We start from the raw sequence: 16673 nt of genomic DNA on the forward strand, positions 1-16673 counted from the left end.
GAAATCAAGGGGTTAGGCGGCTATGTCGTCTAGCCCCTTTTCTATTTGTGCCGTATTTGTGTCACGACTGTTCAGAATGATATCTATCTGCTTGGCGTGGGCGCTGAGGTGAGACGGTGCCAAGTGCGCATAACGCATCACCATTTCGAGCGTTTCCCATCCGCCCATTTCTTTTAGGACGGGGAGAGGGACGCCGGCTTGAACAAGCCAAGAGGCCCAAGTATGGCGGAGGTCGTGAAACGTAAAGTTTTCGATCCCAGCCGCGCGTAGTGCAGTTTTAAAGCCCTTATTTGCATCAACGCGCATTTTCCGAACTTTTTCTGTCCGAGTGCCGTTTGATCTGGTAGCCTCCGTTGTGTAGACAAACACCCAGCGCGGGTGTTTGCCGATTTGTTTCCGTAGTATGTTGCAAGCTGTGTCATTCAGAGCGACGCCAATTGCTTTGCCGGCCTTGGCGTCCTCTGGATGTATCCATGCAATTTTTTGCGCCATGTCGATCTGTGACCATTCCAGATGAACAATATTTGAGCGGCGCAGTCCTGTTGCCAGGGCAAATACTACGACGCTTTTTAGCGGGTCTTCGAGCACGTCAATAAGTCGTTGTGCTTCATCTTTTGTAATCCACCGTATCCGCTTATTTTTAGCTTTGGGGGTTCTGATTTTTGGAACCGTTTCAAGCCATTTCCATTCATGCGCGGCATTCAGCAATGCCCGAATAAAAGCAAGGTGGGTTGCTCTTGTTGCAACAGCTACCGGCTTTGGTTCATATTCAGGAACTGGCTTGCCTTCCCTCAAAAGCCGATTGCACATTTTTTGCCAATTAAGCAAATGGCGGCGATTTTCCATCTTGCTGACGGCTCGTGTAATTTCCTCCTCTGTTATTTCGGCGAGTGGCCAGCCTTGGAAGTGAAGTAGGAAAAAGCCAATTCGGGACTTGTCATCATCCAGGCTTTTTTTATCCGTCTTCTCTTCCAGCCAGCGCAGGCATGCTTCATCAAATGTCTTTTCGGGGATGGCGCGAAGCTTGGTGACTTCCCAAGCTTCAGCCTTCATTTTGTCGTGCAGTTCCTGGGCTTGTTTTTTGTCCGCTGTGCCAAGACTGCCTCTAATGCGCTCCCCGTTCGGCGCTGTGAAGTCGCAATGCCAAGTGTTACCTCTGAGCTTGATTGCCATCGTTTGTTCTTCCTTTGATGGCCGTCGCTCGCATCCGCGGCCATATCATCTTGTAATTTCTTGATCGCTGCAATGCAGTCGGACTTTAGGAACAGCAACTTGCCGCCGCGCGTGTTCGTGCGTGCGGCTTTGAGTCGCTGGCTTGCGACCCACTTTCTTACTGTTCGCTCGCCGAGGCGCATGAACGCAGCGGCTTCGGCGAGTTCCATGATTTCATCGTTCACGCGTAGAGGTCCGGCTGTAGTCGTTTCAGGTGGCTGCGCAGGTTTTGGAGTGCGCGGCGGTCGCTGGGGCTAACAGGTATGCCGGTTCGCCGCCCATTTGGCATGATAAGCACGGGGTGTTTGCGTCCTGTGCGTAGCGTGCCGCCAGCGGCAAGGATGGGTGCTATCAGGGCTGCAATGTCTTTCGTCATGCTGCAACCCCAATCAATGCTTGCTTGCTGCTATCTCCACTCATTGCCCTATTCAGCTGGGCTGTTTCGCCTGCGGCTTTGCCAGCCCAATAGGCGGCAATGTCACGTTCTGATAGGTCGCGACCTTTGTTGCGGTCACGGTCGGCCATGACGGGCATATTTTTGTGGTGCTGCTCCATGTAGTGCGTGAGAGCTTCGCTTTTGCGTTCTGGCGCGAGTTGTTTGGCCACGCCGTAGACGGTCCCAACCCAGCCTTTACAAAACAGATCCGCGCGCCGGGTTTTGTTCGATTTGTTGAGCCGTTGGCACTGCTCCTCGATGAATTGCTTTCTTTGCCTCTTGAGTTGGCGCAGGAGGACGGAAAAAGCGTATTGCGCGATTTCTGAGCTGATTTCGTCGCCTACAAAGGTCCATTGTCCTGGGCGGTAGTACGCCCCGGTAAAGAAGATTTCGCAGCCAAAGGCTTTGGCAATCGAAAGCCCTAGCCAGCCTTCCCAATTGGGTGGCCGCTGTTTTGCCGTGGTCTTGACGTGAGCCTCTTTGATTTCAGCCGCCATGACGTCCATGTCGGTGACGCCGAACTTATTCATCAGAGCTTTCGCCTGTTTGAGGGCTGTTGCCGCTTCGTTTTCGTTGGCGCTTTTGGAGAGTGCCAAGCATTTCCGAATCTTCGAGATAGCTGTTTTCTTGTCCATGTTTATTCCAGCGACAGCGCGCCCTGGTCTGTCGATCCGGGCGCGATGAGGTCGCTTGCCTGTGCGATGATGGTTTGGTGTGTGGGCGCGTCGGTAAGCTGCATTGACACGCCATCAGGGAGAGAAAAGCCGCCATTGCGGCGGCGTGTTACTGGCTGGCCTGCTAGGTGCTTCCAGTCGCCAGCGGCGCCAATGACGAAAATCGTGTCAAACGGCAGCGCGCGGGCGTCATGGGAGGCGGCGGCCAGCTGTTCGCCGGTGCCGGGCGTCATGCTGGTGGGTAGCTGTGCATTACGCCGTTTAGCTGTAGCAGGTTGGCACCGCAGCCGAAGACGAAGACAGTCGCGGAATTGCTAGATGCAGATGCGCGAAGCCCTCGGCGCTTTGCCAGTTCGTCCAGTTCGTTTAGTCGAATGCCGGCGACGATTGCCGAGATGTGCGCGCACGGCTCCGGTGTTGAGGTCAAATACACGTTTGCTCGTTCGACAACTGAGCGCGGGTGGTTTTTGATGTCGTGGAGCAGCTCTACGTACTCGGCGCAGTCGCGCTTGATCTGCTCTTGCGCGTCGTGTATCGCGCCGGCTTTGCTGGTGATGGCGTCCAAGATATCCATGCCCTAGCCCCGAATTTGATAGCAGCGACGAAGCCGAAGGGGCTTGCTGTCGGCTTGCTTGATTGCGCTGATGGTGATGGCTGCCAGAGTTGCCTTGCTTGCGATCAGGCCAGCGAGGATGAGGGGGAGCGTCATTGTTGGCTGTCCATGGGGTGGCATGTGACGTCGCCGCTTGCAATCAGCAGCCTGGCCGAAATGATCAGCAGCGCGAGATAGCTGTCCAGGTCATGCAGTGACAGCTTGGAGTCGGTCGCATTGATAAGGGCAGCCCGTACCAGCTCGCCAGGAGACAGGGCTGTTCCTTCGTCCAGCGTTAGCTGCATCAGGGCTGTTTCGCGAGCAAAGTCGCGGAGGGTTTGTTCGAGGGCTGGCGTCAGGTCGGGGGCGATGATTTGGGTTTTCATGCGTTGATTGTCTCCGTGGTTGCTGCTGCTACGCTGTCGAGGATCTGGTTCCAGGTGCGCAAGATGCGGAAGCCTGGCATGCCGGCAAATTGGGGGTGTGTCATTGCCTCTTCGTAGGTCAGGCCTAGCTCTTTCATTTCGGCCAAGTCACGGCCGGTAGTCGCGGGGTCGAGGCGCGGCATGGTGATGATTCCGTAGATGCGCGGCGCGAACTCTTGATAGATGGCGGACTCTTCAAAGGTCTTGCCGTTTTTCACGACGGGGCCAAAGTGTTCGTTGAGCCAAACGACTGCCGGCGCATTAACCAGGCGCATCATGGTTGCAAGGCCGGTAGATGTATCGGTCAGTTCGTCGCCGCCGGCGACGATGATATGCAGCCGCATGCGCACGCCGTTCATAGCCAGGAATTCGACAGCGCCGGACGTTGCCAGGTAGTGCATCAGTGGTAAGAAGCCGTTGCTGCCCACGTCAATTACTGCGTCCGTCTCGCTATCGATCAGCCTGGCCATCAGAGTGTCAAAGTTGCGCGGATTGATTTGCATGCCATCGTCCAGCAGCTCAATGGCGGTAGCGTTGAGGGCGTGCGTGCGGCTGAGGGTGCGATTGACCGCGTCGGTGTCGTAGGCAGTGACTTGGCCTTGAAGGTGGCGCAGCGCTTGCGCCAGATCGCTGGCGGCTTTGCTCTTGCCTATGCCGCCTTTGCCGTTGGTGACAATGTGGGCGGTTCGCGTGTAGGTGTTCATCGTGGTTTCCTTACCAGTCTGTGGGGTTGTCGCGTGCGTGCTGCCATTGCTCAGCAGTGCTGTTGAACTGGCGGCCGCTTTGTTGGGGTGTTTCGCGAGGCGGTGCCGCTGGCTTGGGCGACGGCTTCGCGGGGGCTTGGGGCGTCTCATGCGCTGTCTTTCTGAGCTGACGGCGTGCGCGATAAAGCGCATTCCGTAGCTCATCTAGCGTCATCTGGATGCCAGCATTGGCCAGCGCGTTGAGGATTTCGGTCTGGCTGATGCCGCGCCGCATGGCCTCTTCGATGTCTGGTAGTAGCTGGCGGATACGGCCGGCCTTACTTTCTACGGCCGGCTGTGGTTGTAGGCTGTTGAGCTGCTGCCGCGCGTGCTCATTGCTTGCTAATGGGTTACTCATGTGGCGCTAACGTCCTGCTCATTTCGTGCTCATTTCGTGCTCATGAGCAGCGCGGGCAAAAAAATCAGCCAGGCAGTTTGATCACAAGGAAAACCGGCTGGCCATCGCGGAAAAACGGGGATTTGATAATCCAGCCGCTGGCACGTAGATCATCGGCGGCTGCGTCGGTTATTTCGGTTATCTCCATCGTCATGCTTTTCTCCTAAGTGGATTCGCTTGCGTTTGGTGTGTCCTGGGCGGCCCGCCGGTCAGGCGGGGCCGCTCTTCTAATCCCAGCCGTTGGCGGTGTCGGATCGGTAATGCAGGCGTTCGGTGCGGTCGTTTGCGCGCTGCCTGGTGCGTCGTAGTCGCTCCGCCGTTTCGGTTGGCAGTGCGGCCGGGGTGAGGGCGCGCAACTGGATTTCGCGCCGCTCAAACTGCCGTTGAGTGTTTTGGCTCAAGCTCATTGGCAAGCCTCGCTAATCATGGTGATGGCGTCATCAAGGTTGATGATTGCAGTGTCCAGGGCGTCGGCTGAGGCTTCCAGCTGTTGGCCGTGTTCAAGCGCTAAGGTGTTTTTGGGTAGGCTGGCTATGGCGGCCCGTTTTGCTTGCAGTGCGGCTTGCAGGCGTTTCTTGATGGCCTCTATTTCTTGCTGGGCCTTTTGCAGGTTTTTCATCTTGCTTTCTCCAAGTGAATGCATCCGGCAGCGCCCGGCTGGGGCGCTTGCGGATGCAGCCCGCGATGGCGATTCAGAGGGCGCGCAGGTCGGATTGATCTGTGCGGCCATCACGGGCGGCAAGGTGGTGTTGCCGCGTCGGAACGGGCGCGGCGACGTATTGGCTGGTTGTTAAAGATCGATATCAATTTGATATTTGATGCAACAATAGCAGGCGGAATTTGATATTGTCAATATCAAATTGATATCTTTTTTGAGGGAAAACGGAAAAGAGTAGGTTTGGTTGACTAACTTACTGTCATTTGGGACAGGATAAGTATTTTTACTTAACCATTTGTACTAATGAGTAGAATAGAATGCGGCATGCAACAAAAACAAAAAGCACCGCTCAGGGTGCCTGTATCTGTACAACAGAAGGTCAAAGAACTGGTTAGCGTGGCGGCTCCCCGGCGTGTGTCGGGGGTATTAGCGCCTCCCCGTGTTGGGAGTGCATGACCTCATCGTGTTCTGAAGAAAAGCCCACTTGGCCGTCATGCGGTAAGTGGGCTTTTTTTTTACGCAATGTTAGGGCGGGGCCGTGTCGCCAAAGATAGCTGAGGATTTCCGATATGTTGTTGCCGGAGCTTTCGCGCTCATTGCGCAAGGACATGCCCATGGGGGTGGTGAGCGCCCCTGTTGTTAGCCTGTATGCGAGAGCGTCGAGCTGGGTTGTCAGCATTTGGCGTTCAGCATTTGGCCAGGCAAGAAGCTGGTCGGCGCTGGGGAGGTTCCAGTAAAGCTTATCGTCGATCCGCATGACGACGCCAACGCATTCCATATCATCGCTTGCAAGATCAAACTGCCAAAAGACTTGCCATGATGAAGCCCTGATAAGTGGCTGTTGATCTGTTTCCGGTGTTAGGCGCTTGCTTAACTTGCCTGCCAGCTTGTGAGCGGCTGGTTTTCTGCTCATGCAACCTTTCCTTTGATCCACTCGGGATCGCTGCGTAAAGCTATGAAATTTGCAGCAGCTTCCCTGTCTCTGCGTTTGAGCAGGTCGCCCCACCAGTCCATGATACTTCCTTTGGCCTGCTCCCAGGCAATGCTTGCTGAGAGATGGCTTTCTTCTATTGCGCGGGCTGATGTCCGATCTGGTACGCCACCATATGCAAGCTGTAGCAGCTTGTTATGCAAATAGCCAGCTGTTTCAAGGCTTTCAGGTGTCCATGCTTGCCCCCCAAGTATGTCGGCGTAGTCAATCAAAGCAAATTCTGCTTCGCCTAGCCAAAGCAGATTGCCAGCATTGGCATCAATATTTTGTAGCCACTGATGAAAAGCAATAGCGCCGGGGAGGTGCGGCCACTGCTGTACGCGCTGACGCCAGGCTATAGCGTCGGCTTCACTAACAAGCGTGAGCATCGAGTCTTGGAGTTCCTCGGTTGCCCAGGTTGGGAATAGATCATCGTCGCTGCCGGGCCAGGTGTATTCAGGGAACAGCTTTCTGAGTTTTCTGGTGTGAATTAGCAGAATGAACGCGCGTGGAGCGGTTGTAAGGCCATAAGCGCGCGCGAGAAGGTAGCCAGCAACTTCGTTGGCAAGCGCTTTGTTATCTGTCGGAAAGGCTTTGACGTATGCGGTTAGGGTGGTGCCGTCCGGCGCGCGTAGTTCTGCGCGGTGAACGCAGGATGAATAGCCATCAATCCGGCGTGCCGCGTGCAGGTGGTGGCCCGCGCCCAGCAAGGTAATGCTCATTGATTTTCAGTTTTCAGACAGTAAGTTCAGCAAGCTCGCGATGGTAGCAGCCAGCGCAGGGCTTGGCGATGAGCGGATGAACTGTTCTAGGCTGTCGCGGAGGGGTTCGGGGTTTAAAGGGGTTGGGGTGTGATGGGTTGTGTCCATCCATCCGGCTACGAGATTGAGCTGTTTTTCAACGTGCCGCGCAAATTTGTTGCCGATATTGCAGCGGCCTCGCAAGTATCTAGATACCTGAGACTCTTCACGATCTAGCGCCTGCGCCAACGCTTGCCGGCTGGGATAGTGGCCGGCAAGTGTGGTGAGGTTCTGGCGACGGATAGAGACAATGTCCATTGTTGGATGCTGTCTTATCGTGGCGCGTCGGTGAATGACGGTAGAGGTCAATTTTCGTCAAGTGGCTAGTTTTTATGCCCATAGCTGCGGCTGAGTGGCTGGTGATGGCGTGCGAATGCCCGACGCAAGCCCGCTGCGGTCTATTTATGAGGGGAGGCGTGACGCTGCGGGGCTTATTGCTTGCCCTTGGCATCCTTGGAGGGAGGGGGGGGGTGATGCTTTCCCCGTGCGGATCGGCTATCCGTTTGGCAAGGTTGGAGATAGTGCGTTCGCGGCTGTCTTCCGTGCCCTGGTTGAGGTTGCTGCTTGGCTGCATGGAACGGACTAGGCTGCGCAGGTGTTTGACCGTATCCAGTGAGAGCGTGCGAGAGTTTAGCGCAAGCTCAATCTCATCTATCAAAAGGATAACTTCGGGGATGGTCGCGGCGATGACTTTTTCGTCTTGACTATGATCGCGACTTATCCAGCCGCTTTCTTTGTCGAAAGCTTGCTCTATACGCTTGGCCATGTTCGGGCCGACATTTCGAAACCCGGTCTTCAGGTGCGAAGCTTGCCCAGGTTGGATGCCTACCTTGTCGGCAAATGCCTTGACTGAGCCGTCGCATTCTTCGATCAGCTTCAGGACGTTTTGACGGCGTATTTCTGAGATATCCATATCAGCATTAACGCATTGATTATCAAATTGATAAACGTGCGAATTGATATTGCAACTTGCCTTGTCAATATCAATTTGATATTGTGCGTTCATGACTCTCTCCGAATACTTCAAAAAAAGTCGCGGTTCTCGCTTGGAGTTGGCTAAGCGTGTCCGCAGGACTCCGGCCTATCTGACCCATGTAGCTATCGGGTTTCGTCGTCCCAGTGCAGCGCTTGCCGCTGACATTGAGGTTCAGACCGATGGGCAGGTGCCTAGGAGTGTTTTGCGGCCAGATATCTGGCCAAGCTGATTTCCCCACGTCCTGCGGTTGCTGCGCAGGGTGTCTTGGCCGGTTAGTCCGGCATTTTTTATTCAGTCTGCGGGGCATTCCCGCAGGGCAAACTATAGCGAGATTCCAAATGGATTTCATGCGGCGCTTGCCACACAAAACATGGATTGGTGTGGCGCGGGATGCGGTGCAGCAGTGGCGGCAGCGAGAGCGCTGGACGTTGGAGGCGGTGACTCATCAGATTGTCACGCATTACTACGAGTCGGGCGCGGATGGCATTTGGCTGGTGGAGTTTCAGAGGACTGAGGCCGGGACTGATCCGATGCGGGCGCGCAAGACCAATGCGGAGAGGATAGCCCGCTGGTTGGATGATCAAACCAAAGATACATCGTTGCTGCCGGCTAATCTGCTGCCTGCTGTGCTGGGGGCGTTGCCGATGGACCTGCGACTGGCGTGTGTCACTGAAATGATGGGGCCGCTGGGGTTTGATGTGGCAATTGCAAAACCTGGGGTTCCCGATGCCACGCATGCGACGTTGGTTGCTGCTGCGGCGAAAGAGGCAGGGGAGGCCGTCGCAGCATTTTCCTTGCTGGCGGATGGAATGACCCGGCCATGCCTGATGCAGGCCAAGATTGAGCTGGAGGAGGGGCGCGCGGCGCTGAGCGACGCGATTAACCATGTTGACGGCCTGTTGACGGAGCGCCATGAAGTCGGTTTCTGTGGCTGACATGCTGCTGACCCGAGCCGATTGGCGGGCCAGGGTGGCGCATTCGGATGATAAGCAAGCCGCAAGGCGGCGCTATCTGGATTTGTTGAGACAACGGCTGGAGTTAGCGGCAAATGGTCGAATGGGTCAAGGAAAGCGGTGATGTGCGCCGGGATGCTGCCTATATCGCATTGCTGCCCACCGAGGCGCTGCGCGCAAGGGAGTTGAAAAGGCTGGCGCGTATCCATGGCAAAGCCCATGGCAGAAGCGTCGAGGATGCGGTTGCGGGTGATTGGGCAGGGCGAGAAGCAGGCTTGCCGCCTTTGCCGCTGATTGAACATGAAAACCCCCGGCTGGCCGCGTTGTCGGCAGTGGGGGGAAAGGGGGGGATGTGAGAGTTTTGCTGTCAGAGCAGGAGCAATCCGCCTTGCTGGAGTGCAGCTTAGAGGCGTTTCGCTTGTATGTGGCTGGTTTGCGGCCATGCGTGGATATTCGCACGGGCATCATTGGTCGAGGTTATCCAATTAGCCGAACGGTACTCGCCATCAATTGCCAGTATGTGCCGCCGCGAGGTAGCAAGCGCCCGGCTTGGCGGCCGACTTTGAAACAAGTTGATGCGCTGCTTGATGAGCTGGAAAGGGTAGGGCTGGCAAAGCGCGCAGCTGCCATTCAAGAGGTCAAGAAACTGGTATTGAAATTGCCGCTATTGGTGCGTGCTGTGGATGAGCAGGACATGAACGGGAGTGTACGAACGAGACAGGCTAGTGATGGTGAGAGCCGCGCCAGTAAAGGCTTAGATGATGTGCCTGGTCGTGATGAACCGGACATGAGCCGGCAGGCTGAGCCGGACATATCGGAGGTTAATAAATATATACATATCGGGCGCGAGGAGATGAACGCAGAGCCGCCGGGCGCAGCGGCATTGCTGGCCGCTGCTGCGGACCAGCTGGGCGTCAGGGTCGGAGGCGCAGCCAATCCGGCAGTGCTGGAGTGGGCGGCGGCGGGCGTAACGGTCCCGCAGCTTGCGCAGGCCATTGACCGTAGTCGCGCGTACATCGCGGAGGGTGAGGCTGTATCGGTCAAGTATCTGTCGAAAGTATTGCGGTCGATGCGCGAGGAGGGAAAACCGTCTGCAGGGCGTGCTGTACGCAGTGGGCTGCGCGAGAGTAAAGGCGGGCGTGATCCCGCGTGGAAGCGCGTTCCTGCCCCAGCTCCGGGGTCTGTAGTGCCGGTGTCGGGTGGTGTGGTAGATGGTACTGAGGGTGATTGGCTTGAGTGATGCAATGCAGTATTTCCCCAAGGTGGCGAGCCTGCGCGGTCTGGCGCGTGTGTCGGGCCATTGCGCAAAGCATGGGGATTTTGTGGCGGATGTTTTGCCGGGACGAGTGCCGTTGTGTTTGCGGTGTGATGTTGAGAAGGAGTCGGCAAACCGGCTGGCGGAACAGCGCCGGGCGGAGTTGTGGCGGTGTGGTGTGCCGGGGAAGTTTCGGCAAGCAAAGTTTCGCGACCTGCTGGAGATTTGCCCCGAACAGGTTGCAGTGTTGCAGGCGTTTAAAGGGTGGGTAGCCAGGGTTGGCAAAGATCGCAACGCCGGCAATGTTGTGATGGTCGGGAGTACCGGGACCGGCAAGACTCACATGGCCAGCGCGGCGGCGCTGAATCTGATTGCCCATTGTGGCCTAGATGTGCGCTATGTTACATCCGATCAAATGCGGGTGGAGGTATGCGAGACGTGGGGCAAGCCTGGGCGTAGTGAAAATGTCGAGTTGAGGCGGCTGGCGATGTATCCGCTGTTGATCATCGATGAGGTGGATATTCTCGATGCCAATGGCCATGGCCTGCGGATATTGAATCGCGTCATTGATGCCCGGTCGGCGGAGGGCCTGCCAACGGTTTACATCAGCAATCAAACGCAGGAACGGTTGACCGACATTGTGGGCGCGCGAGCGGTTAGCCGGATGTATGAAAATGCCTTGGTTCTGCAATGCTATTGGGAGGATTTCCGGGCGCGGCGCATGGGGAATTGAACGCTCAGGCATGGTAGAATTGCGGCACAAAACAAAGCCCGGCATTGATCGGGCTAGGGGAATTCTCCGCAGCAAATTTGGAGAGTTCGAAGTGATTAAAGAAGTTGATGAACTGTTGTGGCAATGGGGCGCTTGGATTGATCAGCGCGAATCAAACAGCCTGGGCTACAAGATGTCCGTGCTGAATGAATGCATGGCCATGGCGAGCAATGAGCATCAAGAACGGCGAGTATCGCGGCCGGTGATCGATGGTGAAAAGATGTTGCTGGTGGATGCGGTCTTGTGCCGGAAGGTCAAGCCGGATACCAAACGGCTGATTGATCGCTATTACAGGGGGGCGGTGGGTGGACTGGTTGCCATTCAGTCTGACCGGATGCCTAAGCGGAGGGCTGGAGCGCATACTCAAGTCTTCGCGGACATGAACTCTGTAACAAGGCAAACCGTTCATGCGTGGATTCATAATGCCCACGTTGAACTACAGCTGGCGATGGCTACGGTGGTTCATAGGGTGAAACAGGTAGGTGTGGCAGGGGTGGTAATGGAAATTGGTGCGACTTGTGCGAATGATGCTTGACAGCTGATCTTACACTTGTGCACAATTCGGCTACTCTTGAAACCATTGCGAGTAACGAAACCCGAGGCTAAGCCCTCGGGTTTTTGCTTTTGTGGCTTGCTCTCTGTCCTGGGTTTTGGCTTGGGCGATGTGGTGGGGCAAGAGGTTTGACAGATAACAGGCCGCGCAATAATATTGCGGCCGCAAAGTTCCGGCCTGCCAGCTTGGGCTTTGTTTTGGTTTCATACATTGACTTGCTCACGTCGATCAAACGCCTCCGCATTTGCGGGGGCGTTTTCTTTTGGGGGAACGGAAATGCCACGATCAGCGCCGACGCCATGTCGGCAAAGGGGATGTCGGCAGTTGGTGCGGGATGGTGGCGGTTATTGCGATGCGCACCGCAGTGAGGTTAGGCGCGAGGTTGACCAGCGGCGCGGGTCTGCGGCGAGTCGGGGTTATGGTTCGCGATGGGCGAAGGCGCGCGAAACGTTTTTGCGGCAGCGTCCGCTTTGCGAATGTGAGGATTGCGCCGGGGTTGGGCGAGTGGTGGCGGCGACGGTGGTGGATCATATCAAGGCGCACCGGCTAAAAGATGCGCTGGACTCGGGCGACGCGGAAAGGATCGCCGCCGCGCAGGCGCTGTTTTGGGATAAGGCGAATTGGATGCCGATGAGTAAGCCATGCCATGACAGGAAAACGGCAAGGCTGGACGGCGGTTTCGGGAATCGAAAGGGCGGGGTGTGATGGCTGGGAGCGTGGAGCGAGTTCAAGAGTTGTTCGAGCAGTTACCGGCGGACTTTCGCCAAGAGACATTGGCGACGGCGGCCCACGTGCTTGAGCTATTGAGTGCTTGCCCGGAAGAAATGCGGCTTTGGGTCCGGGCGTTGCTGGTGGCGAATTGGTCGGAGGTTGAATAGTCGGCCAGGGGGAGGGGGTGGGTAAAAGTCTGGCCGGAATCGGTCAAGACCGCGTGCCTAGCCACGGTTTTTTATGGCCTCTGTTTTTGAACAGGGGGGGGGTATGAAATTAGACGGCCTCTGATGCGTTATCGGCGCATCAGGGGCTTTTTTTTATGGGCGAATGCCCTGGAGGCTCGCTATGGACGATAGAGCGCCGCCGCTCACGGTGATTCAGGGGGGCGCGGGAAATGTTGGTGATGGTGGGGGTGGTAAGCATTCTGAGATTGTCAGTCCGCCGCCGCCGCCTGGCGCGAACCTTGCGCCGCGTGAACGGAAGGTGTGGGACTACGTTTGTAGGCATCTGCGCGAGGCCGGTCTTGACCATCTGACGGCCGGTTTGGCGATAAGCATCATCGTTAAAACCTATGTGCGTTGGATCGATGCCGAAATCAAGCTGGCAGATGTTGAGGAAAAGAACGGCGGCACGTACTTCATCATCACGCCGAATGGGCATGAACAGCCGCATCAGGTTTTCTATGTCGTTAAGAACTTGAAACAGGAATTGCTTAAATGGCTACCGGAATCGTCCTTGACGCTTCCGTCGGTGGCAGCGGTCAAGGCCAAGCTGGGCGACAAAGCGCCGCAGGACGATCTATTCGACGAACTGCTAAATCACGGAAGAAATCACCCGTCAGCCGCCTTCGGCTGATCCCGCCGGAAGACGAGTGGCAGGAGTGGGATAGACGCTATGGGGTGCCGGTGTTGCGCGGAGAGGTGATGGTTGGGCGACTAACCATGCTCGCCGTCGAGCGCCACTATCGGGATTTGCAAGAGGCCGCGAAACGCGGTCTTTTTTTTAGCCCGCCGCACGCCTGGCATTGCATCGACTTTGTTCAAAAAGAGTTTGTCCACATCAAAGGGCCGCTTGCGGGCCGGCCGATATGGCTTGATGGGTGGCAATTGTTCTGGACGGCCGTGTTTTTTGGCTGGAGGCGGGCGAATGGTCTACGCCGGTTCCGCACGGGGTATGAAGAAGTCGCGCGGAAAAACGGTAAATCGACGTGGTGGGGACCGATTGGCGCGTATCTCTGGATGATGGACGGAGAGGGCGGCGCAGAGGTGTATTCCATCGCCACCACACGCGAACAAGCCATGTCGGTATTCAAGCCGGCATTCGACAACGTGAAGCGCTGGCGCAAGCGTTCGCCAGGGCTGACGCGGTCGATCCGGGTCTATGACGGCGCAAACCAAGAAAAGATGGTCCTGGGCGAGTCGGTCTACAAGCCACTGCCGGCCAATGCCGAGAGTCTGGACGGCTTGAACCCCTATGCCTGTCTGGTCGATGAGCTGCACGCCCATAAAACGCGGGAGGTATGGGACGTGATGGAGTCGGCCCTGGGCGCGCGGTCGCAGCCGGTGATCAACGCCATCACCACGGCCGGTTTCATTCTCGACGGCATTTGCATGGAAATTCGAACCTATCTGGTGCGGGTGCTGCGCGGCGAGGTGGTGGACGACAGTTTTTTCGGCGTCATTTACACCATTGATGAAGGCGATGATCCCTTTGACCCGGCGATGTGGGCGAAGGCCAATCCGGCGCTTGGGGAAGCGAAGACGCTGGAGTACATGGAGGCGCAGGCAACCAAGGCAAGAGTCATGGCGAGCGCGCGCCACAACTTTCTGACCAAAGATTTGAACGTCTTCGTCGGGGATGCGCTGTCGTGGTTCGACATGACGGTATGGGACAAGGGCGCGAAGACCTTTGACCGTGAAATGTTGACCGGGCGGCGCTGCTTTGGCGGGCTTGACCTGGCAAGCACGCGAGACATTACCGCGTTTGTGTTGCTGTTCCCGCCGCCGGATGGCGACGATGACGGCGATTGGTATGTGTTGGTGTGGGCCTGGGTGCCGCAGGCCAAGCTTGATTCCGCAGAGCAAGACTCGGGGTCGGATTACAAGGCGTGGGCGCGGCGCGGCTGGCTGACGGTGACGGAGGGGGACGTTACCGATTACGAGCCAGTGCGGGAGGTGATCGAACAGGCATGCCAGGATTTCGAGGTGCAAGAGATTGCTTTCGATACCTGGAACTGTACGCACTTGGCAAACCAGCTGCTGGAAAAGGACATCCCGATGGTCAAGCTGCCGCAGAACTTCGCCGGCATGTCTCCGGGCGCGAAACAAATCGAACGCCTGGTTTACGGCAAGCGGCTGCGGCATGGGGGCAATGCGCTGCTGCGCTGGTGCGCGGGCAACGTCACCTTGATGATCGACAGCAACGAGAACATCAAGCCGGACAAAAAACGCTCGCAAGGGCGCATTGATCCGATAGTGGCGCTGTGCAGCGCGGCCACGCGGGCAATGACCCATATGGACGAATCGGCGCATCTGGAGATTTTGTAAATGGGGTTCTTCGAACGAATATTTGGCGGTCCTGCGCCGCCGCCACGGCAAGAGCCGGTGGTTAGCAATGCCGGCGAGCTGTTTGGCGATTTGGCCACGGTGACGCGGGCCGGGGTGATGGTCAACGAGACAACGGCGATGCGCCAGGGCGCGGTTTATGCCTGCGTGCAACTGCTGGCCGGGATCGTATCGACACTGCCGGTTCACTTTTACCGCCGAGGCGGGGACGTGCAATCGCGTGTCGACCATCCGTATTGGTGGCTGTTCAACCAGTCCGCGACCAACGAGTACACCAGTGCCGCGATGTGGGAATTTTTGATGGAATCCCGCTTGCTGGATGGGGACGCTTACGCCTGGTTGCGACGAGATCGGCGCGGACAGGTGATCGCGGTTCAGCCGGTTAACCCGCGATGCGTTGATGTGCAGCGGATGGCCGGCGGCTGGCGCTGTTACACGCTGTGGTTGCCGGATGGCACGGTCAAGGCGCTGCATGAAGATGATGTGTTGCACGTCGCCGGGCTGGGGTTCGATGGACTGCGGAGCCTGTCGCCCATTCGGCACTATGCCGGCCGCTCGGTCGTCGGCCTAGCGTTGGCGCAAGACGAATTCGGCGAGCGCAGCCTTGGGCAGGGCAACCATAGCGATTTACTGCTTTCGACGGCTGCAAAGCTCAGTCCCGAACAGAGGGACGACTTGCGCAACGAGGTTGAGCGACGCTATGGCGGGCTGGGCAATGTGCGGCGGCCGATGGTGTTGAGCGGGGAGTTCAAGCTTGACCGTCTGCGCATGAGTCCGGTCGATATGCAGCTGTTGGAGGCCCGGCAATTCAGCGTGGTTGAGGTCGCGCGCATGTTTGGCGTCCTGCCGCACATGATCGGGGCCACGGACAAGTCTACCAGTTGGGGCAGCGGCATTGAGTCGATGACGCTGGGCTTTATCAAGTTCACGCTAAAACGTCACCTAGAGGCCATCCAGCAGGAACTAAACCGCAAGCTGTTCGGGCCGGAAACGGGGATTCACTGCGAATTCATGCTTGATGCCTTGCAGGAAGGCGATAGCAAGATGCAGGCCGAGTACTTCGGCAAGGCGCTGGGTGGCCCCGGCTCACAAGGTTGGATGACCATTAACGAAGTCCGCCGCCGCAAAAACCTGCCGCCTGTTCCGGGCGGCGAAATGATTCGAATCGCAGGAGAAAAACCGAATGCCGATGCAAAAACTGCTGATCCGTCCGAAGAACCGGACGGGGCCGGCCAAGATCAGGGCGGAGACAACGGGGAGTGAGGCCACGCTCTGGCTTTACGACGCGCTGGATGACTGGTGGGGCATCAATGCCGGCGATTTCTGCAAAGAGGTCGCGGCGCTGACGGCGGAAACCATCCATCTTCGGATCAATAGCCCTGGCGGCGACGTGTTCGGCGCGCGCGCCATCGTTGCGGCTCTGCGAGGCAGCGGGGCCAAGGTAATTGCGCATGTGGACGGCCTGGCCGCCAGCGCCGTGACCTTCATCGCCGTGAACTGCCACGAAATCCGCATGGCGGACGGCGCGTTCTTCATGATCCATCAGGCCGGGACCGGGACATGGGGCAATGCTGCGGATTTGCGCGAGACGGCGGATTTGCTGGACAAGGTGGATAGCACCATCGTCGCCGATTACGTGCGCAAGACCGGCCAGGACGAACAGCAGGTCCGGGCCTGGATGGCGGCAGAAACGTGGTTTACCGCCGAGGAAGCCAAGGACGCCGGCTTGGTTGACGCCATCGTGACCGGTCAAAGCGTCGATAACAGCGCTTGGGATTTTTCCGGTTGCCGCAATGCGCCACAAGCGCTGATGGCTGCGCCGGTTCGCAATGAAGTTGTGCCGGAAGTCGCCGCGCCACCTGATGGCGCGGAGCTGCGGGAGCATGCCCGCCGAGTGTTGGACCTGATTTCGCTTAGTCGCTGACGAACGTCCGCCGACTCCAATCTTTAAGCCCGCCTTGAGCGGGCTTTTTTCATTT

23 protein-coding genes and 1 pseudogene are annotated in these 16673 nt (G+C 57.3%); 11 read left to right on the plus strand and 13 right to left on the minus strand.

Annotated elements, in window-relative coordinates; genetic code table 11:
- Nucleotides 1-12: 12 nt before the first annotated feature.
- The 13 genes from VL52_RS19370 to VL52_RS24795 all read right to left on the minus strand — a co-directional run bounded on the left by VL52_RS19370 (nt 13) and on the right by VL52_RS24795 (nt 7913).
- On the minus strand, nt 13-1167 hold the full coding sequence (locus tag VL52_RS19370) for a tyrosine-type recombinase/integrase (RefSeq protein WP_369094643.1): 1155 nt from the start codon (nt 1165-1167) through the stop codon (nt 13-15).
- Nucleotides 1050-1382, minus strand: a complete 333-nt coding sequence (locus VL52_RS25700; RefSeq protein ID WP_082113841.1) for a helix-turn-helix domain-containing protein — start codon at nt 1380-1382, stop codon at nt 1050-1052. Before VL52_RS25700 ends, VL52_RS19370 begins: the two co-directional genes overlap by 118 nt.
- 202 nt (nt 1383-1584) lie before the next feature.
- Entirely contained in the window at nt 1585-2283 is a 699-nt protein-coding gene (locus VL52_RS19375) for a DUF2786 domain-containing protein (protein WP_052729414.1), read from the minus strand.
- A 2-nt stretch (nt 2284-2285) separates the two neighbouring features.
- On the minus strand, nt 2286-2555 hold the full coding sequence (locus VL52_RS19380) for a hypothetical protein (protein WP_046158581.1): 270 nt from the start codon (nt 2553-2555) through the stop codon (nt 2286-2288).
- Entirely contained in the window at nt 2552-2896 is a 345-nt protein-coding gene (locus tag VL52_RS19385; protein WP_046158582.1) for a hypothetical protein, read from the minus strand. The genes VL52_RS19380 and VL52_RS19385 overlap by 4 nt, the downstream gene beginning before the upstream one ends.
- A 131-nt stretch (nt 2897-3027) precedes the next feature.
- Complete coding sequence (locus VL52_RS19390; RefSeq protein ID WP_046158583.1) at nt 3028-3300, minus strand: hypothetical protein; 273 nt, start codon at nt 3298-3300, stop codon at nt 3028-3030.
- The gene (locus tag VL52_RS19395; RefSeq protein WP_052729415.1) at nt 3297-4043 is read right to left on the minus strand and encodes a nucleotide-binding protein; all 747 of its coding nucleotides are present in this window, start codon (nt 4041-4043) and stop codon (nt 3297-3299) included. Before VL52_RS19395 ends, VL52_RS19390 begins: the two co-directional genes overlap by 4 nt.
- Nucleotides 4044-4053: 10 nt before the next feature.
- Nucleotides 4054-4440: a hypothetical protein gene (locus tag VL52_RS19400; protein ID WP_046158584.1), complete on the minus strand. Its 387-nt coding sequence runs from the start codon at nt 4438-4440 to the stop codon at nt 4054-4056.
- A gap of 64 nt (nt 4441-4504) precedes the next feature.
- Nucleotides 4505-4633: a hypothetical protein gene (locus tag VL52_RS25605; RefSeq protein ID WP_268753725.1), complete on the minus strand. Its 129-nt coding sequence runs from the start codon at nt 4631-4633 to the stop codon at nt 4505-4507.
- A 249-nt stretch (nt 4634-4882) separates the two neighbouring features.
- Nucleotides 4883-5098 carry a hypothetical protein gene (locus VL52_RS19405; RefSeq protein ID WP_046158585.1) on the minus strand — a complete coding sequence of 72 codons (216 nt, stop codon included), beginning with the start codon at nt 5096-5098 and terminating at the stop codon, nt 4883-4885.
- Between the two features lie 430 nt (nt 5099-5528).
- Nucleotides 5529-6050, minus strand: coding sequence for a hypothetical protein (locus VL52_RS19410; RefSeq protein WP_046158586.1), 522 nt, complete (start codon nt 6048-6050; stop codon nt 5529-5531).
- Nucleotides 6047-6829 carry a hypothetical protein gene (locus tag VL52_RS19415; RefSeq protein ID WP_046158587.1) on the minus strand — a complete coding sequence of 261 codons (783 nt, stop codon included), beginning with the start codon at nt 6827-6829 and terminating at the stop codon, nt 6047-6049. Before VL52_RS19415 ends, VL52_RS19410 begins: the two co-directional genes overlap by 4 nt.
- 244 nt (nt 6830-7073) lie before the next feature.
- On the minus strand, nt 7074-7913 hold the full coding sequence (locus VL52_RS24795) for a helix-turn-helix domain-containing protein (protein WP_144410332.1): 840 nt from the start codon (nt 7911-7913) through the stop codon (nt 7074-7076).
- A gap of 308 nt (nt 7914-8221) precedes the next feature.
- Here VL52_RS24795 and VL52_RS19420 point away from each other — a divergent pair, with 308 nt between their 5' ends.
- From VL52_RS19420 to VL52_RS19465, 11 genes and pseudogenes are all read left to right on the plus strand, one after another.
- Nucleotides 8222-8818: a toxin YdaT family protein gene (locus tag VL52_RS19420; protein ID WP_046158588.1), complete on the plus strand. Its 597-nt coding sequence runs from the start codon at nt 8222-8224 to the stop codon at nt 8816-8818.
- Nucleotides 8819-8931: 113 nt separating this feature from the next.
- The gene (locus VL52_RS19425; protein WP_046158589.1) at nt 8932-9192 is read left to right on the plus strand and encodes a hypothetical protein; all 261 of its coding nucleotides are present in this window, start codon (nt 8932-8934) and stop codon (nt 9190-9192) included.
- Nucleotides 9189-10076 carry a hypothetical protein gene (locus VL52_RS19430; protein ID WP_144410334.1) on the plus strand — a complete coding sequence of 296 codons (888 nt, stop codon included), beginning with the start codon at nt 9189-9191 and terminating at the stop codon, nt 10074-10076. Before VL52_RS19425 ends, VL52_RS19430 begins: the two co-directional genes overlap by 4 nt.
- A 4-nt stretch (nt 10077-10080) precedes the next feature.
- On the plus strand, nt 10081-10824 hold the full coding sequence (locus VL52_RS23565; RefSeq protein WP_052729416.1) for an ATP-binding protein: 744 nt from the start codon (nt 10081-10083) through the stop codon (nt 10822-10824).
- A 10-nt stretch (nt 10825-10834) separates the two neighbouring features.
- On the plus strand, nt 10835-11398 hold the full coding sequence (locus tag VL52_RS19440; RefSeq protein ID WP_046158591.1) for a hypothetical protein: 564 nt from the start codon (nt 10835-10837) through the stop codon (nt 11396-11398).
- A gap of 294 nt (nt 11399-11692) precedes the next feature.
- Nucleotides 11693-11803: pseudogene (locus tag VL52_RS25765) on the plus strand (DUF8602 domain-containing protein); the annotation flags it as partial.
- 135 nt (nt 11804-11938) lie between these two features.
- A complete protein-coding gene (locus VL52_RS25460) occupies nt 11939-12121 on the plus strand; it encodes a hypothetical protein (RefSeq protein WP_235429337.1) in 183 nt (60 codons plus the stop codon).
- Between the two features lie 354 nt (nt 12122-12475).
- Nucleotides 12476-12985 (plus strand): hypothetical protein, encoded by a 510-nt coding sequence (locus VL52_RS19450; RefSeq protein ID WP_235429338.1) that lies wholly within the window; start codon nt 12476-12478, stop codon nt 12983-12985.
- Between the two features lie 86 nt (nt 12986-13071).
- Complete coding sequence (locus VL52_RS19455) at nt 13072-14676, plus strand: terminase large subunit (RefSeq protein ID WP_200896057.1); 1605 nt, start codon at nt 13072-13074, stop codon at nt 14674-14676.
- Complete coding sequence (locus VL52_RS19460; protein ID WP_052729417.1) at nt 14677-15957, plus strand: phage portal protein; 1281 nt, start codon at nt 14677-14679, stop codon at nt 15955-15957. It abuts the gene before it with no gap.
- A complete protein-coding gene (locus tag VL52_RS19465; RefSeq protein ID WP_160298969.1) occupies nt 15884-16618 on the plus strand; it encodes a head maturation protease, ClpP-related in 735 nt (244 codons plus the stop codon). The genes VL52_RS19460 and VL52_RS19465 overlap by 74 nt, the downstream gene beginning before the upstream one ends.
- Nucleotides 16619-16673 lie beyond the last annotated feature (55 nt).

Source organism: Chromobacterium vaccinii (genome assembly GCF_000971335.1).
GTDB classification, from domain to species: Bacteria; Pseudomonadota; Gammaproteobacteria; order Burkholderiales; family Chromobacteriaceae; genus Chromobacterium; species Chromobacterium vaccinii.

What these genes read in the sequence shown, in the direction of transcription:
- VL52_RS19460 (WP_052729417.1), top strand. Translation starts at nt 14,677, where the DNA reads ATGGGGTTCTTCGAACGAATATTTGGCGGTCCTGCGCCGCCGCCACGG.
- VL52_RS19375 (WP_052729414.1), bottom strand. Translation starts at nt 2,283, where the DNA reads ATGGACAAGAAAACAGCTATCTCGAAGATTCGGAAATGCTTGGCACTC.
- VL52_RS19425 (WP_046158589.1), top strand. Translation starts at nt 8,932, where the DNA reads ATGGTCGAATGGGTCAAGGAAAGCGGTGATGTGCGCCGGGATGCTGCC.
- VL52_RS19450 (WP_235429338.1), top strand. Translation starts at nt 12,476, where the DNA reads ATGGACGATAGAGCGCCGCCGCTCACGGTGATTCAGGGGGGCGCGGGA.
- VL52_RS19395 (WP_052729415.1), bottom strand. Translation starts at nt 4,043, where the DNA reads ATGAACACCTACACGCGAACCGCCCACATTGTCACCAACGGCAAAGGC.
- VL52_RS19415 (WP_046158587.1), bottom strand. Translation starts at nt 6,829, where the DNA reads ATGAGCATTACCTTGCTGGGCGCGGGCCACCACCTGCACGCGGCACGC.
- VL52_RS19400 (WP_046158584.1), bottom strand. Translation starts at nt 4,440, where the DNA reads ATGAGTAACCCATTAGCAAGCAATGAGCACGCGCGGCAGCAGCTCAAC.
- VL52_RS25700 (WP_082113841.1), bottom strand. Translation starts at nt 1,382, where the DNA reads ATGGAACTCGCCGAAGCCGCTGCGTTCATGCGCCTCGGCGAGCGAACA.
- VL52_RS23565 (WP_052729416.1), top strand. Translation starts at nt 10,081, where the DNA reads ATGCAGTATTTCCCCAAGGTGGCGAGCCTGCGCGGTCTGGCGCGTGTG.
- VL52_RS19405 (WP_046158585.1), bottom strand. Translation starts at nt 5,098, where the DNA reads ATGAAAAACCTGCAAAAGGCCCAGCAAGAAATAGAGGCCATCAAGAAA.
- VL52_RS19420 (WP_046158588.1), top strand. Translation starts at nt 8,222, where the DNA reads ATGGATTTCATGCGGCGCTTGCCACACAAAACATGGATTGGTGTGGCG.
- VL52_RS19390 (WP_046158583.1), bottom strand. Translation starts at nt 3,300, where the DNA reads ATGAAAACCCAAATCATCGCCCCCGACCTGACGCCAGCCCTCGAACAA.
- VL52_RS19380 (WP_046158581.1), bottom strand. Translation starts at nt 2,555, where the DNA reads ATGACGCCCGGCACCGGCGAACAGCTGGCCGCCGCCTCCCATGACGCC.
- VL52_RS19465 (WP_160298969.1), top strand. Translation starts at nt 15,884, where the DNA reads ATGCAAAAACTGCTGATCCGTCCGAAGAACCGGACGGGGCCGGCCAAG.
- VL52_RS19385 (WP_046158582.1), bottom strand. Translation starts at nt 2,896, where the DNA reads ATGGATATCTTGGACGCCATCACCAGCAAAGCCGGCGCGATACACGAC.
- VL52_RS19440 (WP_046158591.1), top strand. Translation starts at nt 10,835, where the DNA reads ATGGTAGAATTGCGGCACAAAACAAAGCCCGGCATTGATCGGGCTAGG.
- VL52_RS19455 (WP_200896057.1), top strand. Translation starts at nt 13,072, where the DNA reads ATGCTCGCCGTCGAGCGCCACTATCGGGATTTGCAAGAGGCCGCGAAA.
- VL52_RS25605 (WP_268753725.1), bottom strand. Translation starts at nt 4,633, where the DNA reads ATGACGATGGAGATAACCGAAATAACCGACGCAGCCGCCGATGATCTA.
- VL52_RS24795 (WP_144410332.1), bottom strand. Translation starts at nt 7,913, where the DNA reads ATGAACGCACAATATCAAATTGATATTGACAAGGCAAGTTGCAATATC.
- VL52_RS19410 (WP_046158586.1), bottom strand. Translation starts at nt 6,050, where the DNA reads ATGAGCAGAAAACCAGCCGCTCACAAGCTGGCAGGCAAGTTAAGCAAG.